Source organism: Flavobacterium sp. CR10 (assembly GCF_055814415.1).
On the sequence record NZ_CP185985.1, the window covers coordinates 2,473,526 to 2,493,514 of the forward strand.

At 31.9% G+C, this 19,989-nt stretch carries 19 protein-coding genes; 10 read left to right on the plus strand and 9 right to left on the minus strand.

Going from position 1 to position 19,989, the window contains the following annotated elements; translation table 11 throughout:
• Positions 1-175: 175 nt before the first annotated feature.
• The 5 genes from ACNRYB_RS11025 to ACNRYB_RS11045 all read right to left on the minus strand — a co-directional run bounded on the left by ACNRYB_RS11025 (position 176) and on the right by ACNRYB_RS11045 (position 5,197).
• Entirely contained in the window at positions 176-1,189 is a 1,014-nt protein-coding gene (locus ACNRYB_RS11025) for an AAA family ATPase (RefSeq protein ID WP_473730079.1), read from the minus strand.
• Positions 1,190-1,302: 113 nt separating this feature from the next.
• Positions 1,303-2,505: a DUF4350 domain-containing protein gene (locus ACNRYB_RS11030; RefSeq protein ID WP_129747293.1), complete on the minus strand. Its 1,203-nt coding sequence runs from the start codon at positions 2,503-2,505 to the stop codon at positions 1,303-1,305.
• Positions 2,498-3,271: a DUF4129 domain-containing protein gene (locus tag ACNRYB_RS11035; RefSeq protein ID WP_473730080.1), complete on the minus strand. Its 774-nt coding sequence runs from the start codon at positions 3,269-3,271 to the stop codon at positions 2,498-2,500. Before ACNRYB_RS11035 ends, ACNRYB_RS11030 begins: the two co-directional genes overlap by 8 nt.
• Positions 3,264-4,220, minus strand: coding sequence for a hypothetical protein (locus ACNRYB_RS11040; protein ID WP_473730081.1), 957 nt, complete (start codon positions 4,218-4,220; stop codon positions 3,264-3,266). The genes ACNRYB_RS11035 and ACNRYB_RS11040 overlap by 8 nt, the downstream gene beginning before the upstream one ends.
• On the minus strand, positions 4,220-5,197 hold the full coding sequence (locus ACNRYB_RS11045) for a stage II sporulation protein M (protein WP_473730082.1): 978 nt from the start codon (positions 5,195-5,197) through the stop codon (positions 4,220-4,222). Before ACNRYB_RS11045 ends, ACNRYB_RS11040 begins: the two co-directional genes overlap by 1 nt.
• Before the next feature lie 20 nt (positions 5,198-5,217).
• On the opposite strand from ACNRYB_RS11045, the gene ACNRYB_RS11050 reads away from it, so the two are divergent.
• The 6 genes from ACNRYB_RS11050 (at position 5,218) to ACNRYB_RS11075 (ending at position 10,934) form a co-directional block, all read left to right on the plus strand.
• Positions 5,218-5,961, plus strand: coding sequence for an RDD family protein (locus ACNRYB_RS11050; RefSeq protein WP_343707861.1), 744 nt, complete (start codon positions 5,218-5,220; stop codon positions 5,959-5,961).
• A gap of 107 nt (positions 5,962-6,068) precedes the next feature.
• Positions 6,069-6,923 (plus strand): hypothetical protein, encoded by an 855-nt coding sequence (locus ACNRYB_RS11055; protein ID WP_473730083.1) that lies wholly within the window; start codon positions 6,069-6,071, stop codon positions 6,921-6,923.
• Between the two features lie 85 nt (positions 6,924-7,008).
• Entirely contained in the window at positions 7,009-7,611 is a 603-nt protein-coding gene (locus ACNRYB_RS11060; RefSeq protein WP_129747299.1) for a trimeric intracellular cation channel family protein, read from the plus strand.
• Positions 7,612-7,613: 2 nt separating this feature from the next.
• Positions 7,614-8,561 carry a FemAB family protein gene (locus tag ACNRYB_RS11065; RefSeq protein WP_473730084.1) on the plus strand — a complete coding sequence of 316 codons (948 nt, stop codon included), beginning with the start codon at positions 7,614-7,616 and terminating at the stop codon, positions 8,559-8,561.
• Positions 8,558-9,658: a DegT/DnrJ/EryC1/StrS family aminotransferase gene (locus tag ACNRYB_RS11070; RefSeq protein ID WP_473730085.1), complete on the plus strand. Its 1,101-nt coding sequence runs from the start codon at positions 8,558-8,560 to the stop codon at positions 9,656-9,658. The genes ACNRYB_RS11065 and ACNRYB_RS11070 overlap by 4 nt, the downstream gene beginning before the upstream one ends.
• Position 9,659: 1 nt before the next feature.
• Positions 9,660-10,934 (plus strand): O-antigen translocase, encoded by a 1,275-nt coding sequence (locus ACNRYB_RS11075; protein WP_473730086.1) that lies wholly within the window; start codon positions 9,660-9,662, stop codon positions 10,932-10,934.
• Here ACNRYB_RS11075 and ACNRYB_RS11080 read toward each other — a convergent pair.
• Positions 10,931-11,818 (minus strand): glycosyltransferase, encoded by an 888-nt coding sequence (locus ACNRYB_RS11080; RefSeq protein WP_473730087.1) that lies wholly within the window; start codon positions 11,816-11,818, stop codon positions 10,931-10,933. The two genes, ACNRYB_RS11075 and ACNRYB_RS11080, sit on opposite strands and share 4 nt — an antisense overlap.
• 103 nt (positions 11,819-11,921) lie before the next feature.
• On the opposite strand from ACNRYB_RS11080, the gene ACNRYB_RS11085 reads away from it, so the two are divergent.
• Together ACNRYB_RS11085 and ACNRYB_RS11090 are read left to right on the plus strand one after the other, a co-directional pair.
• A complete protein-coding gene (locus ACNRYB_RS11085) occupies positions 11,922-12,767 on the plus strand; it encodes a glycosyltransferase family 2 protein (protein ID WP_473730088.1) in 846 nt (281 codons plus the stop codon).
• Positions 12,754-13,167: a sugar 3,4-ketoisomerase gene (locus ACNRYB_RS11090; protein ID WP_473730245.1), complete on the plus strand. Its 414-nt coding sequence runs from the start codon at positions 12,754-12,756 to the stop codon at positions 13,165-13,167. Before ACNRYB_RS11085 ends, ACNRYB_RS11090 begins: the two co-directional genes overlap by 14 nt.
• On the opposite strand, the gene ACNRYB_RS11095 is transcribed toward ACNRYB_RS11090, so the two are convergent.
• From ACNRYB_RS11095 to ACNRYB_RS11105, 3 genes are read right to left on the minus strand one after another with little or no spacing between them, the layout of a single operon-like run.
• A complete protein-coding gene (locus ACNRYB_RS11095; protein WP_473730089.1) occupies positions 13,154-14,089 on the minus strand; it encodes a glycosyltransferase family 2 protein in 936 nt (311 codons plus the stop codon). The two genes, ACNRYB_RS11090 and ACNRYB_RS11095, sit on opposite strands and share 14 nt — an antisense overlap.
• A gap of 6 nt (positions 14,090-14,095) precedes the next feature.
• On the minus strand, positions 14,096-14,980 hold the full coding sequence (locus ACNRYB_RS11100) for a glycosyltransferase family 2 protein (protein ID WP_473730090.1): 885 nt from the start codon (positions 14,978-14,980) through the stop codon (positions 14,096-14,098).
• Entirely contained in the window at positions 14,980-15,663 is a 684-nt protein-coding gene (locus ACNRYB_RS11105) for a cell division ATP-binding protein FtsE (RefSeq protein WP_008462249.1), read from the minus strand. Before ACNRYB_RS11105 ends, ACNRYB_RS11100 begins: the two co-directional genes overlap by 1 nt.
• Positions 15,664-15,996: 333 nt before the next feature.
• Here ACNRYB_RS11105 and ACNRYB_RS11110 point away from each other — a divergent pair, with 333 nt between their 5' ends.
• The gene (locus tag ACNRYB_RS11110) at positions 15,997-19,011 is read left to right on the plus strand and encodes a tetratricopeptide repeat protein (protein WP_473730091.1); all 3,015 of its coding nucleotides are present in this window, start codon (positions 15,997-15,999) and stop codon (positions 19,009-19,011) included.
• Between the two features lie 90 nt (positions 19,012-19,101).
• The gene (locus tag ACNRYB_RS11115; protein ID WP_473730092.1) at positions 19,102-19,965 is read left to right on the plus strand and encodes a PhzF family phenazine biosynthesis protein; all 864 of its coding nucleotides are present in this window, start codon (positions 19,102-19,104) and stop codon (positions 19,963-19,965) included.
• The last annotated feature ends 24 nt before the right edge of the window (positions 19,966-19,989 follow it).

Below are 19,989 nucleotides of genomic sequence, written 5' to 3' on the forward strand. Positions count from 1 at the left end.
CTTCTTTGTCAGGCTGAGCGGAGTCGAAGCCCTTTGCGCCCTTCGACTCCGCTCAGGGTGACAATTGCAATGTGAAAGTTTCGGGTTTCAGGTTTTGCTCTTCTTTGTCAGGCTGAGCGGAGTCGAAGTCCTTTACATTTTCCACCATTAACCATTTACAATTCACAATTAATAATTATCTCGGTATTTCTACCGTTTCAATAATCTGTTTAATGATTTCAGAACTTGTAATACCTTCCATTTCACGTTCTGGTGCAACAATTACACGGTGCTGTAAAACTGGAATTGCAGCTTCTTTTATGTCTTCTGGCGTTACGAAATCACGTCCGCGGATTGCGGCAAAACCTTTCGATGCATTCAAAATTGCGATAGAAGCACGAGGAGAAGCTCCTAAATATAAAAAGGCATTTTCGCGCGTATTTACTACAATTCGAGCAATGTATTCCAACAAGTTTTGCTCTACTCTAATTTGTTTTACTAAACCTTGATATTCTTTAATTTCTTCGGCAGAAAGTATAGTTTGAATCGCATCCAGTTTTCCGTGATCTTGCAACGAATGTTCTCTCTGAATGATTAAAATTTCTTCATTCAATTTCGGATAATCAATTGTAATTTTAAAAAGAAAACGGTCCAATTGCGCTTCTGGCAAACGATAAGTTCCTTCTTGTTCTATAGGATTTTGAGTTGCAATTACTAAAAACGGAGCTTCCAATTGATAAGCAGAACCATCAATTGTAATCTGGCGCTCTTCCATTACTTCAAAAAGTGCAGCTTGTGTTTTTGCAGGAGCACGGTTAATTTCATCAATTAAAATCAGATTAGAGAAAATTGGCCCTTTTTTGAATTCAAACTCTGAGTTTTTCAGATTGAAAATAGAAGTTCCTAAAATATCTGAAGGCATTAAATCGGGTGTAAACTGGATTCTGCTGAAACCGATATTTAAAGTTTTAGCCAATAATTTTGCCGTAATTGTTTTGGCAACTCCAGGAACACCTTCTAAAAGTACGTGACCGTTTGACAAAATAGCAACCAAAAGCTGATCTACCATTTTGTGCTGTCCTACGATTACGGTTTCGATCTCTTTTTTGATCGTATTTACGTGATCTAAAAGAGGTCCTAAATTAATTCTTGTCTCAAAATTCACATTTTCATTTGTGATTTCGCTTGATGTTGTATTGATATCGTCCATAATTGGTATGTTTTTTATTTTTTTGCCACAGATTAAAGTGATTAGCACTGATTAAATAGTTTTAATAAAAAAATCATTTTTAATCCTTTTAATCTGTGGCTAAATATTTCTGGTTAATGTAAAATCTTTTCTATTGCTGTATTTATTTTAATCAAATCTTCTTCTAGACTTCCGTGATAACTATTTCTGTGATCGTTGATTAACTGAACCACATCGCGAATATCTTTTTCGTCTTTTCCTGTTTTATAATGCAATTTCATTATGAAATCGTCATCAAGTTTGCTGGTGTCAAGCAGATAATCGGTTCTGATTTTTTCTAAAAAGTAAATAATCTTTTTATCAATAATATTGGTATGATCACCTTCCTGATAATATAAATTTCCAATTGTTTTTGTAAAATCAACAGTTAGGTTCTGCAATGGTTTTATAATCGGAACAATTCGCTGTTTGCGTTTCGCATTAAAAATCATAAAAATAAGAATTCCAATTAAACCTAAATACCAAGCCGATTTTAAAGCGGGCTGACTCCAGATATAACGCATCGGAGAGCTTGAAATTCTTTTATCGTTTAAAGTTTTATTATACCAAAACACATTTCCTTTCGGAATATAAGACAGAACGTTTTCTGCATATTGATAATAATCTTTTTTCAGCAGATTGTAATTGGTAAAGGCCACTGGTTGCGTATGCAGATACAAATAGCCATTTTTATAAGGAACTTCAATAAAGTTGATTTGCTTTTCCTTTTTACGGTTCATTTGGTATCCCAAAACCTTTGTGTTTAAAGTGTCTATTTTAGAAAAATAATCGCTTAATCCAGTATTAAAAGTATATTTTTTTGCGCTTACTTTTTTGTTAGCCATCCAAACTGAAATGCTGTCATTGGGCATAAAATCGGTTTTCAGTTCTATTTTCAAAGAATCTAGCAATACTTTCGGAAACACTTTCATACTCAAAAAAGCATTATTTCCGTGAGAAACAAAATTTAGGATTTCTCGCATTGACCCTTCATCTATGTTATTGACTTCAGAAATATTCATAAAGGATCCTTTGATTTTATAGGATTCTGCATTCTCGCTAGAATTATATTGAGAATCCAAATATTCATAAGGCGTCTGCGTCGAAATTCTTTCTACTTTCTGTTTAAAAAGACCATCCGCTTCTTGGTCGAAAACGTACAATCCAAACGGAATTTTATCTTCAACAGAATACGTTGGAGTCCAATCAATAGGTTTTGGCTGTCCTTTGTCTACGAGCAATGTTATTCCGAAAATTAGAACCAGAATAGCAATGTATATTTTAACTTTATTATCCATTGCCAAAGGTTTTTAGTGCTTTTTTAAATCTGTTTTCTGTCTTTCTGAATGTTGCATCATCAATTTCAAATTCACCATACCAAATATAATTGTACAGATAAGAAAGATAAGTAAACTCTTCTTTATGAGCAGGATTCTGCAATTCGTACAAATAATCGGAATTGGTTTTTTCGATATCCCATTCAATATAATGATGCTGGGCCATTATTTTCAAAAGCCATAAATAATAATATCGAACGGCAATCCTCTTTTCGCCAGCTTCGATACTTTCTTTAATAAGTTTTTCAAAATCTAAAAGATGGATATTTTTTTCGGCATCAGAATAAAACAAAGCTCTTTTGTCGGCATTCTTTCCAAAAATCCACATTCCTTCTCGTTTGATTAATGCCTTGACAATAAAGTATATTAAAAGTATAACAACTAGAACGGCAATTATTCTAAACAAAATTGAAATAAAGTTTAGAGATGATTTTACACTTCCGAAATTAAACAAATTGGCAATTTGTCTAGCGAGCCAATGCTTAAAATGATCCCACCAGCTTTTTTCAGGTTCTTTATATTCGTAAACAAAGTCCTTATCGGTATATTTTTTCTTGAAATCCTTTTCAAAATGTCTGGCTTCTACAGCTTCAGAATCTACCTTGATATCTTTTTCGGTATACTTAATTCCAACAATTTTTGGAGGATCTTCTTCAACCAGAGTATCTTGAGCATAGGACGGGCTCAGAGAGAAAAGAAAATATAAAATAATAACAAACCTATTCATTTGTAGTATCTCCAATTAAATCAATTGATTTCGATTCTTGTTTGTCTCCTGACTCTAAACTATAATAAATCATTCCCTGATTCACGATAATAATGTTGTTAAAAATGTTACCAAGAACAATTAGCACAATTACGACAATCGTTATAAAGCCTATCAATAAAGGCGAAGATTCTATAGAATTTGTATGGTTTGAAGCAGAATTGCCAATTAAATAGGCTAAAGCGATAAACATACCCACAAAGTATAAACACATTGTTATGGCAAACTGAACAAACTGCATTATCATCATAATAATAAAAGTTGTTCCAATTGTATTCCAAAAATCTAATTTTATTAAATCGTAAGCGTGTTTTAGAGATTCAAAAAAGCGTTTTTCTTCTGTCAGATAACTGTAAAAATGCAGGTTTAAAAACGTGAACAACGCTGGTAATGCGATCATTATCAGTGGAATTCCGATAATAATAAAGCACAGAAAAAATAAGATGATTAAGGCAATTATTAAAACCGGAAAAACTAAAAACAAATAGCCAATACTGAATTTTATTAATTTAAAAAGAACTTTAAAAAAACTCGCCGAGAGATCATTCGTTTCAAGATCTTCTTTGCCAGTAGCGATTAATTTTAAATATAAAACCGGATAGGCATAATTAAACAATGACATGATAAAGAATAAAAAAACGCAGATAAATATCAATGCAACGACTAATCCTTCATTATGATTAAAGTATTCAAGAAGATCGCTTTTTAATTGATTGTTTTCAAGACCAGACTCTTGGATATGTTCAAAATTGACTTTAAGCAGTGTATAAATTACTATTGCAAAAAGAAGTAAAAATGCTCCATTTGCAATAAAAAATATCTTGAAAAAGTTCTTTCCGTAATTTTTGAAAAAAGTAAAAGTGTCGCCTAGATTATCACCTAATTGTCTTTTTCTGTAAAGCTCGAACATTATAAATGAATTGGTTTTGAAGTTATTTTTTTGTGTACAATGAAAGGGTATATCAAGTAGTAAAATGAAATTATTGCCAATGTCAATAAGATAATAAAACTGCTTAGCCAATTAGGCATATCAATAGAATATCGTGTAATAAAACCTTCTAAAAATCCTGCACTTATGGTGAAAGGAAAAGTGCTTAAGAATATTTTAAAGCTGTTTTTGAAACCGATTTTAAAAGAATTTAATCTAGAAAAAGTCTTAGGAAATAGGATAGAAGCCCCTAAAATAAATCCAGCTGTAGTCTCTATGACGATGGCGAAAATTTCCATAGAACCGTGAATCCAGATGCCTCTAACGCTTTTCCAGAAAACGCCTTGTTCGTAGAAAAAATACTGAAAAGAACCGAGCATAATACAGTTTTGAAGAAAAACATTAAAAGTTCCGATTCCTGCAAAAATTCCGTAGAAATAACATCTGGCACCGACAAAAAGATTATTGACGGTAATGCCAATAAAACTTCCCCAATTGCTGCCTGAACCATATACGGCCATCGGATTGCCTTTTTTGATGTTTTCTAAAGTCATATTTACATAATCGTCGCCTAAAATGAGGCGCACAAAATCACGATCATAACGAGCGGAAAGAACTCCGATAGAAACGGTGACAAAAAATAAAACAAATGCATAAACCAAATACCTTCTGTACTCGTAAACCAATAAAGGAACTTCGATTTTAAAGAAATCTACAAGCCGATTCTGATCGGTGCGTTTGGTTTTGTAAATTTTTTGATAAATCTGAGAGGCAAGATGATTGAGATACACAACCGTTTTACTTTTAGGATAATACGTTTGAGCATACGACAAATCATTCATCATTTGAATGTACAAATTAGCTAATTCATCAGGATTTTTTTTAGCTTTACCAAAAATTGCCAGCTCAAACTCGAGCCATTTTTCTCTGTTTTGTTTTATAAAGGCGATTTCTCTCATGGTAGGCTAAAATATGAAATATGTCAGAATTATCTATTAACACGACACAAAATGTCAAAATAAATTTTATCGCTGCTTCTGTAGGCGAAAGGTTAGGTGCTTTTTTTATCGATTTGTTCATTGTAATTTGTTATATAACAGCGCTTTCGATAGTACTTTTTGACTGGTTGCAGCTCGATAGATTGATGGTTAATTTGGACGGCTGGTCGCGCGGTGCGATTTTTTTATTATTGTATTCTCCCGTTATAGTTTATTCGTTGGTTTTAGAAAGTGTTTTTGAAGGACAGTCGCTTGGCAAAAAATTACTGAAAATTAAAGTGGTTAAAATTGACGGTTATCAGGCAGGCTTTGGAGACTATTTAATTCGCTGGTTTTTTAGAGTAATTGACTTTTTTACTTTTTTCGGACTTCCAGGACTTATCTCAGTTATTACGACCCAGAAATCACAACGATTGGGAGATATGGCGGCAGGTACTGCAGTGATTACTTTAAAAAATAAAATCAACATTAGCCATACTATTCTCGAAGATATTGGCGAATCGTATGTGCCAACGTATCCTTTGGTGATAAAGCTTTCAGATAATGATATGCGTATTATTAAAGAAACTTATCAAAAAGCGGCTGCTAAAAACGATCATGAGATTATTTACAAACTCGTTGCTAAAATTGAAAGCGTAACAGGAATTAAAAATCAATCTGGAAACAACAGTGATTTTATCAGAGTAATTCTAAAAGACTACAATTTTTACACGCAAAACATGTAATTTTTTTATTTGAAGAATTCTTGAATTTTTTTGGTTTTTACTGATAATTTTTTAAAATTTCTTCGTAAATTTATATATAGATAATTAATTCATAAATTTCCAAACAAATGAAAATTGTAAAGCCTTTTCTCGTATTACTAGTACTATTGTCTGCTTTTGTGAGTTTTGCCCAAAGCGGAAAAAAATTAGATAAAATTATAAAAAGAGATTATCAGATTATTGAATGTACGGTTTTAAAAATGTCTGATAAAACAGTAGAATATTCACTTCCAGGTGAGACCGTTCAGATTTCGCTAGACGTTTCTCAGATTGCCAAAATTGATTTTGCAAGCGGAAGATCGCAAACCTTTGATGTTTCTCCAAGTGCAAACAGTACGACTCAAAGTTCGCCATCTCAAAATATAGTAAGTGCAGATAAACAGCATAATACAATTGCAGTATTGCCAATACCGTATGTCAATGCAGATAATCAGCAAGGTTCTGAAGATATGGCAAAATTTGCTCAAAACGATTTATACAACAAATTGTTGGATAAATCTTCGAACATTTTTCCGTTAACGGTTCAAGATTTAAGAACAACAAATAGTTTGTTGCACAAAGCTGGAATTGACCACAATAATATTGACGAAACGCCAATTGAGGATCTAGAAAAAATATTAGGAGTTGATAACATTGTTGCTGCTAAAGTTTCATACACAATTGGAACAGGAACTACAGCTACGACTTATAATAGTGGAAATGCAAAAGTGAGCAATAACAATAAAAAAGTTACTACAAACGACATTTCTACAACCACGGCAAACAACCAAACGTATTACTACTATACAGTTTATTTCGATATGTATAGAAATACAGATAAAATCTACTCGCAAACTCGTAAACCTTTGCTGGCAGTAAAAGATGGTTGGATGGATTCTATTTCTTATTTATTAAAAAGAAGTCCGATTTACGTGAAAAAATAAGAAATGTTTTATGCGTATGAGTTATTAAGATTATTCGGCACAACTTTGTAACTTTGCCTCTTTACATCTATGTAACTCAAAAAAAATGTTTCACTTACTTGATATTATTGGGACAATGGCGTTTGCAATGTCAGGCGCCTTGACTGCAATGCACAAAAAACTAGATCCTTTTGGGGTTTTTATCATTGCATTTGTAACTGCCGTTGGTGGCGGAACACTTCGCGATGTCTTAATTGGAAGAACTCCCGTGGGCTGGATGCGCGACATGCAATACGTGTATGTGATCATTTTAGGATTTTTTCTAGCAATTCTTTTTAGAAAAAGTTTCGATAAGCTTCGAACTTCATTGTTTCTTTTTGATACAATTGGGCTCGGAGTTTTTACTTTAATTGGTCTTGAACGAGGGCTTATAACTGGCCTTCATCCAGCAATTTGTATTGCATTGGGAACCATGACAGCTTGTTTTGGAGGTGTAATTCGTGATATTTTGTGCAACGAAATTCCAAACGTTTTTAGAGAAGAAATTTATGCCACCATCTGTATTTTTGGCGGAATGGTGTTTTTTGGACTGCGAAAACTAAATTTAAACGACGACATTTTGTATTTAGTTACTTCGCTTGTAATTATTGTGATTAGATTAATGGCAGTTAAGTATAAATGGCATTTAAAAGCGTTTGATCATAAATAGACATGAAATACACTATAAAAAAGTATTCTCAAGAAGATTATTCAATCTGGAACGATTTTGTCGCCCAATCGAAAAATGCCACGTTTTTATTTCATCGCGATTTTATGGAATATCACAAAGATCGTTTTGACGATTTTTCGCTTTTGGTTTATGAAGATGAAAAACTGCGTGCTACTCTTCCTGCCAATAAAAAAGGAAATGCGGTTTATTCGCATCAAGGTCTTACATACGGAGGATTGGTTTATTTGCCGAAATTGAAAGCAGAAAAGGTTGAATCCATTTTAGATGAAATTTTGCTTTTTTTGAAAGAAAACCAAGTCGATACTTTTTATTACAAACCAGTTCCGAATTTTTATTTTTCTGAAGGAAACGCAGCAATGGACTTTTTTCTCTTGAAAAGAGGAGCAGTTTTAGAACGAAAAGAAATGAATTTGGCAGTTAATCTGCAAGCTCCTTTAAAGATCTCTAAAAGCAAAATGAAGCATTTTAGAAGAATTGAAAATCTAGATTTAGATATTTTTGAAGAAGAAGATTTTGATCCATTTTGGGAAAAAATTCTTGAGCCAAGATTAGAAGAAAAATTTAATGTAAAGCCAGTGCATTCCAAAGAAGAAATGGCACTTTTGAAATCTAAATTTCCGAAAAACATCAGACAATATTCTGCTTACAGAAATGACGAAATTATAGCAGGAATAACGATTTTTGAAACCAAAAATGTCGTAAAATCGCAATACGGTGCCACTTCAAAAACAGGAGAAGAATTTAGAGCACTAGATTTTTTATTCATTAATCTGATTCATAAATACAAACGAAAAGGAAAGCATTTCTTTGATATGGGAATTGTGGGTGAAGAAAATGAATTGGGCTATAATCAGGGGCTTTTAGCACAGAAAGAAGAATTAGGCTGTACTGTTTATAATCAAGACTTTTATAAAATACAAATAAAGTGATATCATTCTTAGACCTAAAAAAAGTAAACGAACCGTATGAAACTGCCTTTCAAGAAAAATTGAAATCGGTTTTAGAAAACGGCTGGTATATTTTAGGAAAAGAAGTGGAGACATTTGAAAAAGCTTTTGCCGAATATTGCCAATCAAAATATTGTATTGGAGTCGGAAATGGTTTTGATGCATTGGTCCTTATTCTTAAAGGCTATATCGAACTCGGAAAACTTAAAAAAGGCGATGAGGTTATTGTTCCTGCCAATACTTATATTGCAAGTATTCTAGCCATTTTACAAGCTGATTTAGTTCCTGTTTTAATTGAGCCAAGATTGGAAACGTACAATATAAATCCAGAATTAATTCCTGAAAAAATTACTTCAAAAACAAAAGCCATTTTAGCTGTTCATTTATACGGACAATTGGCTGAAATGGATAAAATCATTGAAATTGCAAATAAAAACAATCTTTTAATAATTGAAGATGCTGCACAATCTCACGGTGCAGAAAAAAATCTAAAATCTAAAATCTACAATCTAAAATCTGCAGTCGCTTACAGTTTCTACCCAGGAAAAAATCTAGGTTGTTTAGGCGACGGCGGAGCAATTACAACAAATGACGAAGCATTAGCAAAAGTCCTTTTTTCGCTTCGTAATTATGGTTCAGAGAAAAAATATCATAATGAATTTGTTGGTGTAAACTCAAGACTAGACGAATTGCAGGCTGGATTTTTAAATCTAAAATTAGCAAATTTAGATTCGGATAATCAAAAGCGAAGAGCTATTGCAAAACGATATTTATCAGAAATTAAAAATGATAAGATAGTGCTTCCGTTTTGGGATTTTTCTAATAATCATGTTTTTCATCTGTTTGTAATTCGAACAGAAAATAGAGAAAAGCTACAAGAGTATTTGGCTCAAAACAATATTCAAACGGTAATTCATTATCCGATTCCTCCGCATCAGCAAAAAGCTTTTTCGCAATGGAATAATTTGTCGTTTCCAATAACTGAAAAGATTCATAATGAGGTTTTAAGCTTGCCTATAAGTCCTGTTTTGGCAGAATCTGAAGTGGATTGTATTATTGAAATTTTAAACCAATACTAATTTGAGTATTTATAGAAAAATAATTCAAACGAATTTGTTTAAGATTACTTCTTTAAACAGTTTAAGCGTTGCTTTAAAAATCGGAATTGGATTAATTACTTCAAAAATATTAGCAATTTTTGTTGGGCCAAGCGGAATGGCTCTAGTTGGAAATCTTCGCAATTTTTTGACTTCATTGGAAAATATAACCACTTTAGGTTTTCAAAATGGAATTGTAAAATACACTGCTGAAAGCGAAAAAAGTAAAATTGAACTTCAAAAAATAATTTCGACCGTTTTTATTGCTTTAGAAGGAGTTGCGATTCTCTTAAGCATCATTCTGTTTTGTTCAGCTTCTTATTGGAATGAAAAAATCTTTGGAGATAATACAGAATATTTAATTGTTTTTAAAGTCTTATCGTTTGTCTTGCCGACTTACGGACTTTCTATTTTTTTTGTTGCTGTAGTCAATGGTTTAGGCAAGTTTAAAAAAGTAATCAGTATTAATATTATTGGAAACATTGTGGGGCTGTTGACTTCTGTTTTTCTGATAATTCAATTCAAAACCATTGGAGCTTTAATGGCTATTATAATTGCGCCAACATTGCTGTTTTTTATCACGCTTTATTTAGTTCAAAAAGAGATTCAGATTTTTCAATTTATAAAATTAGATGTCTTCGATTTCAAAGTTTTGAGAAATCTTTCGGCTTATTCTTTAATGACACTGGTTTCGTCTGTTTTCGGTCCTTTTGTATTTCTTGCAATTCGAAATAATATTATTCAGGATTTAGGAATAGAACAAGCTGGATATTGGGAAACCATAACGCGTATTTCGAGCTATTATTTGATGTTTATCAGTGCAATTTTGAGCGTTTATTTTCTGCCAAAATTATCCAAAGCCCAAAATAATCAGGAAACCAAAAGTGTTTTTTTACAATACTATAAATATATTTTACCAGTTTTTGTACTTGCTTTGGTAATACTTTATTTCACCCGCTTTTTTGTTATTCAATTGCTTTTTACAAAAGAATTTTTACCTGTAACCGATTTGTTTTTTTGGCAGCTTTTGGGTGATGTTTTTAAAGTTTGCGCTTTAATTTTGGGGTATCAGTTTTTCGCAAAAAGAAAGACTTTGATGTTTATTTTAACCGAATTATTTTCTTTATCAGTTCTTTATTTCTCTAGTTTGTATTTTATAAAAGAATTTCAAATTGAAGGTGTTGTTATGGCTTATGCCTTTGAAAATTTAATCTATCTACTTATATTAGTTTTTTACTTTAGAAAGAAATTATTTTAAAAAAAGCGCAGTTTTATTTCAAGAGGGATATATTTTATAAATAACCAAAAATCTAAGGTTCTGTAGGCTTTTTCCATTTCAAAATGTAGTCTTTTCATCAGCGCCTTATTCTCTTCTTGTGTTTTATTTAATGCAATTGCTTTTTTTATAACTAAATAGGATGAATAGTTTATTTTTCTGGTTCGCGAATTAAATTTTTTATAAAATTGATTGCCCAAAGAGGAACCAACTTCTCTTTTTTGAACTAAAATGGAATCAATGAATTCAAAATTATAATTTCTGGAAGCTCTAATCCAAAAGTCCAAATCTTCATAAGCAAGATTTTCGTCGTAACCATTAAGCTGTTCCAAAACGTCTCGTTTCATCATTGAGGAGACAGAACAAATCATGCTGCTTTGGTTTAACATTGCTAAATAAATATCTCCTGAAGCTGGTTTTTTTATCGTTTTTTTTTCGGTGTCAACATCATAATAATAACGAATATGATCGTTGTTTTCTGAAATTACTTCGGCATTTCCGTAAACTACTGCAAGATTTTTTTTATTGGAACTTAAGAAAGTATTCACTTGTTTTTCAATACAGTCCTTCAATAAAATATCATCAGCAGCTAAATCTATTATATATTCTCCTTTTGCAAATTGAAATGCTTTATTAAATGTTTTAGTATTTCCTAAGTTAATTTTGCTTGAAATAAACTGAACTGTTGGATACTCTTTAAGCCAATCTACGATAACTTTTTTAGAATCATCATTGCTGCAGTCGTCTGCAACAATAAGTTCAATGTTTTGATAGCTTTGGTTTAGTACCGAATTTAATGCTTCAACTACAAACTTTTCATGATTGTAACATAAACAGATAACAGAGACTAAAGGTAGGTTTTGCATAAAAAGAATTGCGGTTTGAAACATCCAAAATTAATGAATATTGTAAAGGTTTTATAAAAATTAAATGACAAACTATATTTAGTATTTCTATATTTGTTTTACTATGAAAAATGAGGCAAATAGCTTTTTTGAAGAAGATGACATCGAAATTTTAATTTCTACAATGAATCGAGATTCATTAGATTTTTTGATTCCTATGTTTCCTTATTCGCATTTTTCTAATTTTTCAATTTTAATTGTAAATCAAACCCAAAAAGAGAAAATTTTAACTTCAGATTTTTCTAATATAAGAGTTATAAATTCCTTCGAAAAAGGTCTGGCAAAAAGCCGAAATTTAGCTTTTGAAAATGCTATCGGAAAAATTCTAGTCGTTGCTGATGATGATGTTATATATCAAGAAGGATTTACCGCCAAAATAGTCGATGCTTATAATAGATTTCCTAAAGCTGCAGTAATAAATTTTTCAATGATAAATTCTAACGGAGATATAATTAAAAAATATGCTTCTTGCACTAAAACTAATTTGAGTATTTTCGATATACTGAATACAAGTTCAATAGAAATGACTTTAAATAAAAAGCGTATTGACGAAACTAAAATACGATTTGATGAAAACTTTGGTTTAGGTGCAGTTTTCGAAATGGGTGAAGAAGCCATTTTTTTATCAGATTTGAAAGCAAACCAGAAACAGCTTGTGTTTGAACCTCAGTTAATTGTGATTCATGAAAATCAGACTTCTTCAGAAAAGAAAAGTCTGGTTGATAAATATTACATACAAGGCGCTCTGTTTTCGAGAATGTTTAAGACGAAATATATTTTCTGGCTGTATCTCAAACTGTTTTTTGATTTAAAACAGAAAAAAATAAAATTTGAAAACATAAAGACTGTTTTAGAAAGTGCAAAAAAAGGACATATAAAATTTGAACAAATTCAAAATGGAAATAAATAATAATAGAATTCAAATTATCCCAATCCCTAAAATTGAGGAGCGAAGAGGAAATTTATCTGTAATTGAAAATGATACTATTCCTTTTGATATAAAGAGGGTTTATTATTTATATGATGTTCCAACGGGATCGGAGCGAGGAGGACATGCGCATAAAGATTTGCAACAGTTTCTAGTAGCTTTAAGCGGTAGTTTTGATGTGGTTATAAATGATGGAAAAGAGGAAACAATTATTACCTTAAATAAACCATACGAAGGTCTCTTGATTAAATCTGGAATTTGGAGAGAACTTAGAAATTTTTCTTCAGGTTCTATTTGTCTGGTTGTGGCTTCAGAAGTCTATATCGAAGAAGATTATATTCGGGATTTTGATGAATTTGTAAAATATGCTAATCATAGATAGAAAAATCAAACCCAATTCTTTTTAGAGTGTTTTTTGATTTTAAAAATAAGCGAAGAAAAACAGAAGGTATTTTTAATAAAAGCTGAATTTTTAAACTAATATTTTGTGGGGCAACATTTTTTAGATAAAAACTTGCTTTTTCTTTATTCTCAAAAATATAATAGCGCAGGCCATATTCAATTCGGTATAAATCGAGAAAGCTCTTAAGAGATGGATTTTCTTTTTCTGAAAGTTTGAATTGTTCAAAATCCATTAACTTCATTGAGTTTACATGATTTTTGGTAACACTATTTGGAATGTTGAAATTGTAAATTGCTGTTGTTTTATTTGTGAGAGCAACAGTATGTTCTATGCCAATTTTAGTCCATAACTCTAAATCTTGGCCATTTGTAACTCCTGGAGTAAATCCTTCAAATTTTTGTAATATTTCTTTTGGAATTGCCAGAGATGAAGTCCATGTGATTCTAAAAGGTTTGTTTGAGAAAAAATAATCAGGAACAATTCCTCTAAATAATTGATCAATTCCATTATAAACAGGAATTTGAAAGTGTTTTTTTGAAATTCTGATTTTGTGGCGTGAACAATAAATGCCACACTCAGGAAAATCATAATATAAATTGGCTAATTCCTGTAAATGATCCGGAAACCAAAAATCGTCTGCATCCATAAATGCAATCAATTTCCCTTTTGATTTTTCTATCCCGAGATTTCGTGCAACTGAAACGCCTTGATTTTCTTGATTGTAAACTTGTATTCTGTCATCATTAAAACCGCGTACTAAAGCTTCGCCATTGTCAGTGGAACCATCGTTTATTACAATGATTTCATAATCAATAAAAGTCTGACTTAGAATACTTTTAATTGTGTTTTCGACATGATTTGCCTTATTGAATAAAGGAATGACAACGGAAAAAAAAGCCATAACTATTTATTGTTTTAAATCACAATAATAACCCAGTTTATAAAAATCTAATACATATAAATTAGGATTTTTTGAAGTTAAATTATGAAGTATCTGTTTTTTACTTCTATTATAAATTGATTTTAAAACTCCAGTTAAATGAAGTTTTTTTAAAATTACATAAACCTTAGTTAGCTTAGCGTCTTTAGAATCAATTTTTCCAGAAGAAATTAAGTTGTAGAGATTTCTAACAGCCTTTTCGGTTTTATTGATAAAGTCTACACTATTTTCATCATTGCAATGAATTAGTGAATTTTCAATATGAATAACAGGAACTGAATTTAACTGCAGCTTCTTTATAAAAACAAGGTCTTCATAACCATATTCATTTATGAATTCAGGAAAAGGATATTGCAGAAGAATTTCCCTTTTTAAAAGTAAATTCCAAGTAAAAACAAAATCATACTTGTTTTTAAGTCTTTGACTCAAAGATTTAATTTCTCTTTTTCTGCCATATTTCCATCGAAGTATTTTTTCTTTAGGAGGAATATTGTCAGGGTATTTAACGCCTCCAAAAATTACATCTGGCGTTTTTGATAACAAATCAATATAATTGTTGAGATATGATTTACTTTCTGGAAAGGCATCAGCCTCCATAATCAAAACATAATTATATTTTGATTTAGAGCATAATGAGTTGATGTTTCTGCCTCTTCCTAAATTTTCTTTATTAATGGAAAAAAAGCAGTTTTCTAAAGAATTTATTTGATTGTTTTCGTCAATAAATTTATTGCTAGCATCATCCTGAACAATGATTTCAAAAATAATTCCGCAAGAATTGCATTGCTTTACTAATTCGCTTACAAGCGGTAAAACATCATAATTGTAAACCGGAATTAAAATGGAAAGCATTACACGCTTCTTTGCACTACTTCGAAGATTCTTTCATCTTCACATTTTAATGTTTTAGATGGGAATTTCATCAATAAAGCATAATCGTGAGTTGCCATGATAACGGTTTTACCTGCGGCGTTGATTGCTTTTAGGACTTCCAATACTTCAGAACTCGTTTGCGGATCAAGGTTTCCTGTTGGTTCGTCTGCCAAAATAAACTCTGGGTCGTTAAGCAATGCTCTTGCAATTGCAACACGCTGCTGTTCTCCTCCAGAAAGCTGATGAGGCATTTTGTTTACAAAATCTTTCATGCCTACTTTATCCAACACTTCATCAATTTTGTGCTGCATGGCTTCTTTTTCAACCCATCCTGTAGCTCTCAAAACAAAAAGCATATTGTCTTTTATAGAACGGTCTGGAAGCAGTTTGAAATCCTGAAATACAATTCCGATTTTACGTCTCAAGTACGGAATATCGTTTTCTTTTAAAGTAGCCAAATCAAATTCAACAATATGTCCTTCACCTTCAATTAGCGGTAAATCAGCATATAAAGTTTTTAGGAAACTACTTTTCCCAGAACCTGTTTTCCCGATAATGTAGATAAACTCACCATGCTTAACATCTAAATTAATGTGAGATATAATTTTCCTTCCTTCTTGATATATAGTGACTTCTTTAAGAGACAGTACGGTTTGTGACATAATAAAATTGGTTTGAATGGTAAAAGTAATAAGATAACGCTTGTATTCAAAATAAATTTGACTGATTTCTGAATAAAATTGCTAAAAAGGCAAGAAGCAAAATAACCATATAAGCAATGTAAGAGCGATTTAGTGTCGCATATGTAAAGGTTCTTGCTTATAATAACTTAAATGGCTTAAATTTATTTGTTTTGGAAAGTTTGAGAACCAATAATTTGAACTTTCAGAAAGCGTAAAACAGCATCGGTTTGATAATTTGTTCATAATAAAACCTCAAAACGTTTCGTTATAACCCTTATAAAATGATACATTTGAATACTAAATATTATTAAAATGCGTAAACTTTCCAGGTTCTTTTTATTCCAAATGATCCTTGCTTCGACTATAGCTTCGGCACAAAAATCGGCTATTTATACTTACGAATTAAAGGATTTTGACAAAGCACTGGCTTTATATAACGATAAACAATACGCTTCGGCTCAATTGATTTTTGAAAAAGTAAAATATAATGCGACTAACGAAGAAGTTCAATCAGATTGTGCTTTTTATATTGCTAATTGTGCGATAAGAACCAATAAAGCAAATGCTGATGCTTTGGTAGAAAATTTTGTTAACGACTATCCAACAAGTACGAAACAAAATCAGGCTTATATAGAAGCGGCACAGTTTTTTTTCGAACAAGGAAATTATCCAAAAGCTTTACAGTGGTTTGACAAAGTTGATGAAAGTTACATGAGCAAAGCTGAGTCTGACAAGTTTAACTTCATGAAAGGCTACAGTTATTTTAATGCTAAAAAGAAAAAAGAAGCCACCAATTATTTTAATAAAGTTGTCAATTCTAAAGAATATGGTTCTCAGGCCAAATATTATTTAGGTTTTATGGCTTATGAAGGCGACGATTACAAAGAAGCAACAAAATATTTTGATGAAGTTTCTGGCGAAGAAAAATACAAAGAAAAGTTATCGTATTATCAGGCCGATATGAATTTCAAGTTAGGAAATTTCCAAAAAGCGATTGATTTAGGATTGGTAGCCATGAATAAATCTAACGATATTGAAAAATCGGAACTGAATAAAATTATTGGAGAAAGTTATTTTAACTTAAAACAATACGGAAAAGCAATTCCGTATTTGGAACAATATGCAGGTAAAAAAGGGAAGTGGAATAATACTGATTTTTATCAGTTAGGTTATGCCTATTATGAGCAAAAAGAGTATGAAAAGGCGATTTCTCAATTCAATAAAATTATTGAAGGAAAGGATTTCGTTGCGCAGAATGCTTATTATCATTTAGGGTTAAGTTATTTAAATACGGGTAAAAAGCAAGAAGCTTTAAATGCTTTCAAGAATGCTTCTGAAATGGATTTCAACGCGCAGATTCAAGAAGATGCGGCTTTAAATTATGCTAAATTAAGTTACGATATTGGAAATGCGTATCAGGCCGTTCCAGGCATTTTATTAGATTTCCTTAAAAAATATCCAAACAATTCTAGCCGTGCAGAAGTAGAAAAACTTTTGGTTGATTCTTATATTTCTTCTAAAAACTACAAAGAAGCTTTAGTTTTATTAGAAAAAAATAGAACTGCAGAAAACAAAGCGGCATACCAAAAAGTGCTTTTCTATCGCGGATTGGAATTGTACAACGAAAATAATTACCAAGAAGCGGGTAAAATGTTCAAAAATGCCATAAGCGAACAAAAGACTCCTGAATTTACAGCGCGCGCCACTTTCTGGAAAGCAGAAACAGAATATTTGAACGACGATATGCAAAATGCTTTACTAACTTATAAGCAATTTGCCGGAATGGCAGCAGCTAAGTCTACAGAGGAATATAAAAACATCAATTACAATATTGGTTACACGTATTTTAAACTGAAAGAATACGATCAGGCGGCGAATTCTTTTCAAGCTCAGATTGATAATTCGCCTTCAGACAAAGTTCGTTTAAACGATTCTTATTTGCGTTTAGGAGATTGTCGTTTTGTGACTTCAAAATATAGTGCTGCTAACGAGGCATACGCAAAAGCAATCGCTGCAAAAGGCGTAGATGCTGATTATGCGCAATTCCAAAAAGCACTCTCTTACGGATTCATGTCAAATAATGCGAAGAAAGTCGACGAATTGAATAATTTCCTTCAGATGTACAAAAAATCGTCTTACAGAGATGATGCTTTGTTCGAATTAGGAAATACTTATGTTGCAGAAAAGAAAAATGATCAAGCTTTGAAAACGTATGATCAATTGATTTCAGAATTCCAAAACGGATCTTTTACTTCAAAAGCAATTTTAAAACAAGGTTTGATTTATTACAACTCCGATCGCGATCAGCAGGCTTTAACGAAATTTAAAAAAGTAGCAGCCGAATTTCCAAAAACTCCGGAGGCTTTAGAAGCAGTTGCAACAGCAAGATTAATCTATGTAGATTCAGGAAAAGTAGATGAATATGCAACTTGGGTTCGTACTTTGGATTTTGTTGAGGTTTCAGATGCTGAATTAGATAACGATACTTACGATGCTGCCTTTAAACAATACAGTCAAAACAATAGCAAAGCGGCAATTACAGGTTTTGGAGGTTACGTGAGTAAATTCCCAGCTGGATTACACGCTTTAGAGGCTAATTTCTATTTAGCGCAATTGTATTATGCTGAAGGTTCTGAGACAAAATCGACAGCGAATTATCAATATGTAATCGATCAGCCTAGAAATGAATTTACAGAACAGGCTTTAAATAGATTGGCTCAGATTTACTTAAAAGCAAAAGATTGTGATAAAGCGATTCCAGTTTTAGAACGTCTAGAAAGCGAAGCAGATTATCCGCAGAACAAAACTTTTGCGCAAGCAAACCTAATGAAATGTTATTACGATAAAAAGGATTATGACAATTCGGTTACTGCTGCAGAGAAAGTTTTAGAAAACCCAAAATCTGATGCTGGAGTAAAAGCCGACGCTCAAATCATTGTAGCAAGAGCGGCGATTCAAACAGGAAATGAGGATAAAGCTAAAACAGCGTACGCTAAATTGATGACAACTTCAAAAGGAGAATTAGCTGCAGAAGCTTTGTATTACGATGCGTACTTTAAAACCAAAGAAGGAAAATTTGATGCTTCAAACACCGCGGTTCAAAAATTGGCAAAAAGCTATTCTGCTTATAAATATTATGGAGCAAAAGGTTTAGTGTTGATGGCGAAAAACTTCTACGGATTAAAAGACAGCTATCAGGCGACTTATATTTTGGATAACGTAATCAACAATTTTACAGATTATCCAGATGTTGTCGAGGAAGCGAAAAAAGAATTAGGAGCTATTAAAGCGGAAGAGTCAAAAACAAATTCGTCGATTAATAGATAGAAAAATAGAAGAAAGAGCAAAGAAGCAAGATTTCAATGAAAAGTCTTTTCTCTTGCTTCTTGTCTCTATTCTTTAAAAAAAAAGAAAGAAATGAGTTTACCTTTTTACATAGTTGATGTTTTTGCTGATAAGAAATATGCCGGAAATCAGTTGGCAGTTTTTATGGATGCTGAGAATTTAAGTTCGAAAGAAATGCAGCAGATTGCGCGTGAGATTAATTTTGCGGAAAGCACATTTGTAACCAAACTGGACAAAGAAAACAATAAAGCAGAAATAAGAATTTTTACTCCAGCGCACGAAATGCAATTTGCAGGTCATCCTATCATTGGGACTTCATGGGTTTTGATGAATAAGATTTTTGAAAATTCGCCTAACGAAATAAAATTAGAAGTTCCGATTGGGCCAATTGCAATCAATAAAACCGAAGATTTGATTTGGTTAAAAGCAGCTCAGCCAAAGTTTTGGGATGTTTTTGCAAAAGAAGATTTTCCATCTTTCACTAACTTGACAATTGATGATTTTGATAATCAATATTTAATACAAGAAGTGACTACGGGAAGTGCATTTGTAATTGTTCCGTTAAACAGCAAAAGAGCTTTGGAGAATTTGGTTTTAGATAAAGATAAAACTGATAAATGGTTGAAACAGCATTGTAAAACAGATCACAGAGGACTGTATTTTTATAGTTTTGAAGATTCGAAGCTGACAACTAGAATGTTATGTGTAGAAAATAATCAATTAGTGGAAGATGCAGCAACAGGAAGCGCAAGTACTTGTCTGCAGGCCTATCTTTTAAAATATCATTCTCCAGAAATTGAAGTGACAAACCATCAAGGGGATTACATTGGCCGTCCGTCTGAAATCTATTTTGATGGAAAACTTAGCGGAGATCTGTTTGATATTAAAATAGGGGGAAAAGCTCAATTTGTTGCCAAAGGGGAGTGGGAAGCGTAATTGATTTTAGATTTTAGAATGTAG

What these genes read in the sequence shown, in the direction of transcription:
- ACNRYB_RS11025 (WP_473730079.1), bottom strand. Translation starts at nt 1,189, where the DNA reads ATGGACGATATCAATACAACATCAAGCGAAATCACAAATGAAAATGTG.
- ACNRYB_RS11030 (WP_129747293.1), bottom strand. Translation starts at nt 2,505, where the DNA reads ATGGATAATAAAGTTAAAATATACATTGCTATTCTGGTTCTAATTTTC.
- ACNRYB_RS11035 (WP_473730080.1), bottom strand. Translation starts at nt 3,271, where the DNA reads ATGAATAGGTTTGTTATTATTTTATATTTTCTTTTCTCTCTGAGCCCG.
- ACNRYB_RS11040 (WP_473730081.1), bottom strand. Translation starts at nt 4,220, where the DNA reads ATGTTCGAGCTTTACAGAAAAAGACAATTAGGTGATAATCTAGGCGAC.
- ACNRYB_RS11045 (WP_473730082.1), bottom strand. Translation starts at nt 5,197, where the DNA reads ATGAGAGAAATCGCCTTTATAAAACAAAACAGAGAAAAATGGCTCGAG.
- ACNRYB_RS11050 (WP_343707861.1), top strand. Translation starts at nt 5,218, where the DNA reads ATGTCAGAATTATCTATTAACACGACACAAAATGTCAAAATAAATTTT.
- ACNRYB_RS11055 (WP_473730083.1), top strand. Translation starts at nt 6,069, where the DNA reads ATGAAAATTGTAAAGCCTTTTCTCGTATTACTAGTACTATTGTCTGCT.
- ACNRYB_RS11060 (WP_129747299.1), top strand. Translation starts at nt 7,009, where the DNA reads ATGTTTCACTTACTTGATATTATTGGGACAATGGCGTTTGCAATGTCA.
- ACNRYB_RS11065 (WP_473730084.1), top strand. Translation starts at nt 7,614, where the DNA reads ATGAAATACACTATAAAAAAGTATTCTCAAGAAGATTATTCAATCTGG.
- ACNRYB_RS11080 (WP_473730087.1), bottom strand. Translation starts at nt 11,818, where the DNA reads ATGCAAAACCTACCTTTAGTCTCTGTTATCTGTTTATGTTACAATCAT.
- ACNRYB_RS11085 (WP_473730088.1), top strand. Translation starts at nt 11,922, where the DNA reads ATGAAAAATGAGGCAAATAGCTTTTTTGAAGAAGATGACATCGAAATT.
- ACNRYB_RS11090 (WP_473730245.1), top strand. Translation starts at nt 12,754, where the DNA reads ATGGAAATAAATAATAATAGAATTCAAATTATCCCAATCCCTAAAATT.
- ACNRYB_RS11095 (WP_473730089.1), bottom strand. Translation starts at nt 14,089, where the DNA reads ATGGCTTTTTTTTCCGTTGTCATTCCTTTATTCAATAAGGCAAATCAT.
- ACNRYB_RS11100 (WP_473730090.1), bottom strand. Translation starts at nt 14,980, where the DNA reads ATGCTTTCCATTTTAATTCCGGTTTACAATTATGATGTTTTACCGCTT.
- ACNRYB_RS11105 (WP_008462249.1), bottom strand. Translation starts at nt 15,663, where the DNA reads ATGTCACAAACCGTACTGTCTCTTAAAGAAGTCACTATATATCAAGAA.
- ACNRYB_RS11110 (WP_473730091.1), top strand. Translation starts at nt 15,997, where the DNA reads ATGCGTAAACTTTCCAGGTTCTTTTTATTCCAAATGATCCTTGCTTCG.
- ACNRYB_RS11115 (WP_473730092.1), top strand. Translation starts at nt 19,102, where the DNA reads ATGAGTTTACCTTTTTACATAGTTGATGTTTTTGCTGATAAGAAATAT.